The sequence below is a fragment of the Paenibacillus farraposensis genome, from assembly GCF_020736845.1.
Taxonomy (GTDB): Bacteria; Bacillota; Bacilli; order Paenibacillales; family Paenibacillaceae; genus Paenibacillus; species Paenibacillus farraposensis.
This window is the reverse complement of sequence record NZ_JAFFQR010000113.1, coordinates 1-4,247: the sequence shown is the minus strand read 5'-3', so window position 1 is coordinate 4,247 and position 4,247 is coordinate 1. Positions and strand designations below refer to the sequence as shown.

The following is a 4,247-nucleotide window of genomic DNA, read 5'->3' as shown; positions in this document are numbered from 1 at the left end:
AGCTCAGCTGGATAGAGCGTTTGACTACGAATCAAAAGGTCGGGAGTTCGAATCTCTCAGGGCGCGCCATTTCTTCAAAAAGTGTATAACGTCGGGATGTAGCTCAGCTTGGTAGAGCACCTGGTTTGGGACCAGGGGGTCGCATGTTCAAATCGTGTCATCCCGATACTAATTTGCGGGTGTAGTTCAATGGTAGAACTCCAGCCTTCCAAGCTGGTAGCGTGGGTTCGATTCCCATCACCCGCTTTTTGCTATAGCGGATTCTTGTTGCCTCAGTGGTGACACCTTATAAATAAAGAGAGCCTGTCTCGGGACAGTGCTCTCTCTTTTTTTGTATCATTTTAATATATTGCGATATGATGAAAATGGATTATCTGTGTCGCTACGTTTACCTCGAAGATAACTTAAGGGTACACCGCTAGCCAACCCAAGTCCCGATTTATACAGGAATGGTGAGATGGATAGAGGTTCCTTTGTCCAGTGCAGAAGTCATTCTTATATGTCCTCCTACCCCTCTAGCCCGTTCTTCCATGCTGAATAATCCGACGCCTTCTCCTTGTGATTCTTCGGAGAACCCGATTCCTTCATCCCAAATGGTTACTTGTATGATTTCACCCTGATCTTCTACGTCGACATGTGCCTCTGCTACATCTGCATATTTGGCTACATTCGTTAAGGCTTCCTGTACAATCCGATAAATGGCTATTTCCTTGCGGATATCAAGGCGCTTACGCAGGTTACACTGGAAATGGACCTCAATTCCGTAATGAGAACAGAAGTTTTCAATATAGGTTCGTATAGCAGGTACGACACCCAAATCATCCAGGACTGAGGGACGCAGTTCCCATGCAAGTCCGCGGACGTCTTTAATGATGTCGGTAACCTGTGAACGCAGATTTTCCAGAGCAGAACTAGGCTGCTCGGCAAGCTGGCTATCCAGTTGAATAATGAGCGAAAACAAGCTTTGCCCGATCCCATCGTGGAGTTCTCTTGAAAAACGCTTGCGTTCTTCCTCCTGAATCTGCATCACTTGAGTCATCATCGTCTGCAGCTCAGCCTCGACTTTCTTCAGCTTGGTGACCTCATTACGGATCGCTAAATACTGATAGGGTTTGCCTTCCTCGTCCATGAACGGAACGATGGTGGTATTCACCCAGTAAAAGCTGTTATCTTTCGCTCGATTACGTATTTCGCCCTGCCATACCTGACCTGAGCGTATTGTAGACCACAGGTTTTTCATAAACGCGGAGGTATGGTAGCATGAATTAATGAGGCGATGATCCTGACCGATCAATTCATCGCGGTTGTATTGCGAAATCTCACAGAACTTGTCGTTCACGTACTGGATAATGCCCTGATGGTCAGTCAAAGCGACGATGGAGGAAGTATCTAGTGCAAGTTTCAGATTGGACAGCTGGTGAAGAGAGTTGCGCAGATCATGGAGAAAAAGGGACTCCGGGATATAAGTCTCCAGATCATTCAGCAACTTATCGGATGACTCACCAAAAGCATACCGCGGTAAAGAATGGGAAGATTCATTCATAATGCAGCAGCCCCTTTTTTAGTGCAAATTTGACCAGCTCGGGCCGTGTTTTCAAGTTAAGCTTCTCCATGAGGTTGCTTTTGTGGGACTCTACGGTCTTGACGCTGATCACCAGATGCTCGGCTATTTCCTTATTCGCATATCCTTTTGCTATCCATGACAGGATTTCCTTTTCGCGCTCAGAAAGAGACTCATAGGGTCCGGTAATGCCTTCCTGTTTGATCTTGTCCAAATATTCACTCATCAGCCGTTTGGTAGCATTTGGATACAGATAGGCACTGCCTTCAGCCACAGATTGGATGGCAGCGAGTAATTCCTCGTGAGGTGCGCTTTTTAAAATATATCCGGAAGCCCCGGCCTGAATCGCTCGGAATAGGTATTCCTCATCGTCATGCATCGTTAAGATAAGAACTTCAGTATCAGGCAACTGTTTTTTTAATTCTGTAGTTGCTGTTAGGCCGTCCTTGCCAGGTGGCATGCTAAAATCCATGAGCACGACATTAGGCTGCAGCTCCACCGCCTTGCGGATCGCTTCATCTCCGTCTGCAGCATCTCCTACCACCTTAATGCCGTTTTTGCCGTCCAATAGGGCCATGAGGCCGGAACGTACGACAACATGATCATCCACTACAAGTATACGAATCAATTTGTCATCCCCTAGAACGGTAAAAAAACCGTGCGTTTAGTCATAATCATAGCAAATTTCGGGGATTTCAATCAATATAGACTGTTAGGGATGTCATATTCAGCAGAAAATCTGTTTGTCTCATTTTCCTTAATTACGTGTGGTTTATGGGATGGGGGTGTGAGAACATAGCTGGCTAAGCCGCTGAGCAACTTGAGTGCCCTCGGCTACTTCAGAATCAGTAAACGTTCTTACATCACGGTTACCAAGAAGCAGCACACCGTTGGGTAAAGTTCCTGTGCTGGAAAAAGGAATAGCCACAGCGGAATGAAGCTGCTCAGCCAGCATCATCGCACATTCCTTACGAAGTCGTATGCTGCCAGTCAGCAGGGCACTCACAGTCACGGTACGTCCCAGGCGAACAGCCATCCCGGCTATGCCATGTCCCACTTTAAAAGAAATAAGGCGATAGCGATTGCTTCGGCTGCCGGAGGCGTAATACCAGTGTAATTTACCACCTGACTTGGACATAAATGCAAGGGCAGTGAGATCAGCGTGGATACGATCCCTTAACTGGTTTAATTCTTTTCGCATTTCATCCGTTATTTGTATCATAGAAGACACATCCTTTTTTCTTAGCAAAAACTGTAGCTCTAACTTATTGTAGTCCCGGCAGTTACAAAAGTAAGTCAGGGAACCCCCTGATCTATAGGTATAAGAAACACTGACTTTTTATCAAACCGGGTAATGTAGTAAGAGAAAAGACGATAAATGGGACATGTGCTTGCTTGAGGAGTGATATTTATCACAGCGAATCAGGGAGTAGGAAGGGGGAAAATCAGGTGTTCTCCCGATAACAACCCAGGTGTGAAAACATTATGATATAGATATCAGGTAAACACGAGGAGGACGCTAACATGCAAGCCACTTGTATGGAACGGTTTGGGGACGAGGCGGAACGCACGGGAATTCAGTTATTTTTAACTGAGGAGCATTTTGAGCTGCTGAAAGAAATTATGTCGTGGAAAAAGGTAAAGGCAGGCGTTATGCTTTTCCGAGAGGGCGATGAAGCGGAAGAGCTTTATTATATCCATTCGGGTCATGTAAAACTTCGAAAGTCGACAGAAGATGGTAAAGAACTGATTTTGACTATTCAGCATCAGGGCGACCTGATCGGGGAATTCAGCGGGATAGATGGAGAAGAGCACAGCTGCACTGCGGAAACAGCCGATGTATGTGAGTTGGGTGTTGTGCTTGTTAAGGATCTGGAGCAGCTCCTGTCCAAACATGGAGAAATGGCACTTCAATTCATCCAATGGATGGCGATGAAGCAACGAATTATGCAATCGCGATTTCGGGACTTGCTGCTATATGGCAAAGCAGGAGCATTGGCTTCTACACTGATTCGTGCAAGCAATACATGCGGTGTTGCAGTGAAAGATGGCATTCTACTGAATATGAAGCTGAGCCACTCCGAGCTCGGTGAGATGATTGGGGCGACACGGGAGAGTGTGAACCGGATGCTTAGCTCGCTGAAGGAGCAGGGAACGCTGGATACACGAAATGGGAAGATCGTCATTCATGATCTCGAGGTATTGCGTGATATGTGCTGCTGTCCTTCGTATGGTCAATGTGCCCATGAAATTTGCCGACTCTAAAATAGATGAATATTATAAATAAGGCGAGGTCTCCGGGACCCGCCTTGCTTCACGTCTTTTGAAAGGCAGGAGTATTATGATTGGAACTAAATACATGTAGATATTATAAAGTTTTCGTGTTAAAGTAGCATTTCAGTCGGAAAACGACTGACTAAAAGAGAAAGTAATTTGTGGTCTTGAATAATAGGGATTATTTACAAGTTGTTTTCTCAGACTTAAGATGATATACTATTTTAGCTGACAACAAAACAGCATTTTCAAAAGTGAACAACTTGGGTGAAATGATCTTGATAAAAAAGAAAAAATAACCCTTGCATTTTTGAAATAAACATGATATGATCTTATAGCTGCTGAAAAATGCAGCGAAAAAGAAAAGTTTGATCTTTGAAAACTGAACAACGAGTGAGTACGGATTTTGCTC

4 protein-coding genes and 3 tRNA genes are annotated in these 4,247 nt (G+C 45.0%); 4 read left to right on the top strand and 3 right to left on the bottom strand.

What is annotated here, in order from left to right:
* The 3 genes from JO375_RS24335 (at position 1) to JO375_RS24325 (ending at position 246) form a co-directional block, all read left to right on the top strand.
* Positions 1-69, top strand: a tRNA-Arg gene (locus tag JO375_RS24335).
* A gap of 23 nt (positions 70-92) precedes the next feature.
* A tRNA-Pro gene (locus tag JO375_RS24330) sits at positions 93-166 on the top strand.
* A gap of 9 nt (positions 167-175) precedes the next feature.
* Positions 176-246 (top strand) — tRNA-Gly (locus tag JO375_RS24325).
* A 193-nt stretch (positions 247-439) separates the two neighbouring features.
* On the opposite strand, the gene JO375_RS24320 is transcribed toward JO375_RS24325, so the two are convergent.
* The 3 genes from JO375_RS24320 to JO375_RS24310 all read right to left on the bottom strand — a co-directional run bounded on the left by JO375_RS24320 (position 440) and on the right by JO375_RS24310 (position 2,783).
* Positions 440-1,543, bottom strand: coding sequence for a PAS domain-containing sensor histidine kinase (locus JO375_RS24320; RefSeq protein ID WP_229526938.1), 1,104 nt, complete (start codon positions 1,541-1,543; stop codon positions 440-442).
* Entirely contained in the window at positions 1,536-2,189 is a 654-nt protein-coding gene (locus JO375_RS24315) for a response regulator (protein ID WP_229526937.1), read from the bottom strand. The genes JO375_RS24320 and JO375_RS24315 overlap by 8 nt, the downstream gene beginning before the upstream one ends.
* A gap of 144 nt (positions 2,190-2,333) precedes the next feature.
* Positions 2,334-2,783: a GAF domain-containing protein gene (locus JO375_RS24310; protein WP_229526936.1), complete on the bottom strand. Its 450-nt coding sequence runs from the start codon at positions 2,781-2,783 to the stop codon at positions 2,334-2,336.
* Positions 2,784-3,085: 302 nt separating this feature from the next.
* On the opposite strand from JO375_RS24310, the gene JO375_RS24305 reads away from it, so the two are divergent.
* Positions 3,086-3,826, top strand: a complete 741-nt coding sequence (locus JO375_RS24305) for a Crp/Fnr family transcriptional regulator (protein WP_229526935.1) — start codon at positions 3,086-3,088, stop codon at positions 3,824-3,826.
* Positions 3,827-4,247 lie beyond the last annotated feature (421 nt).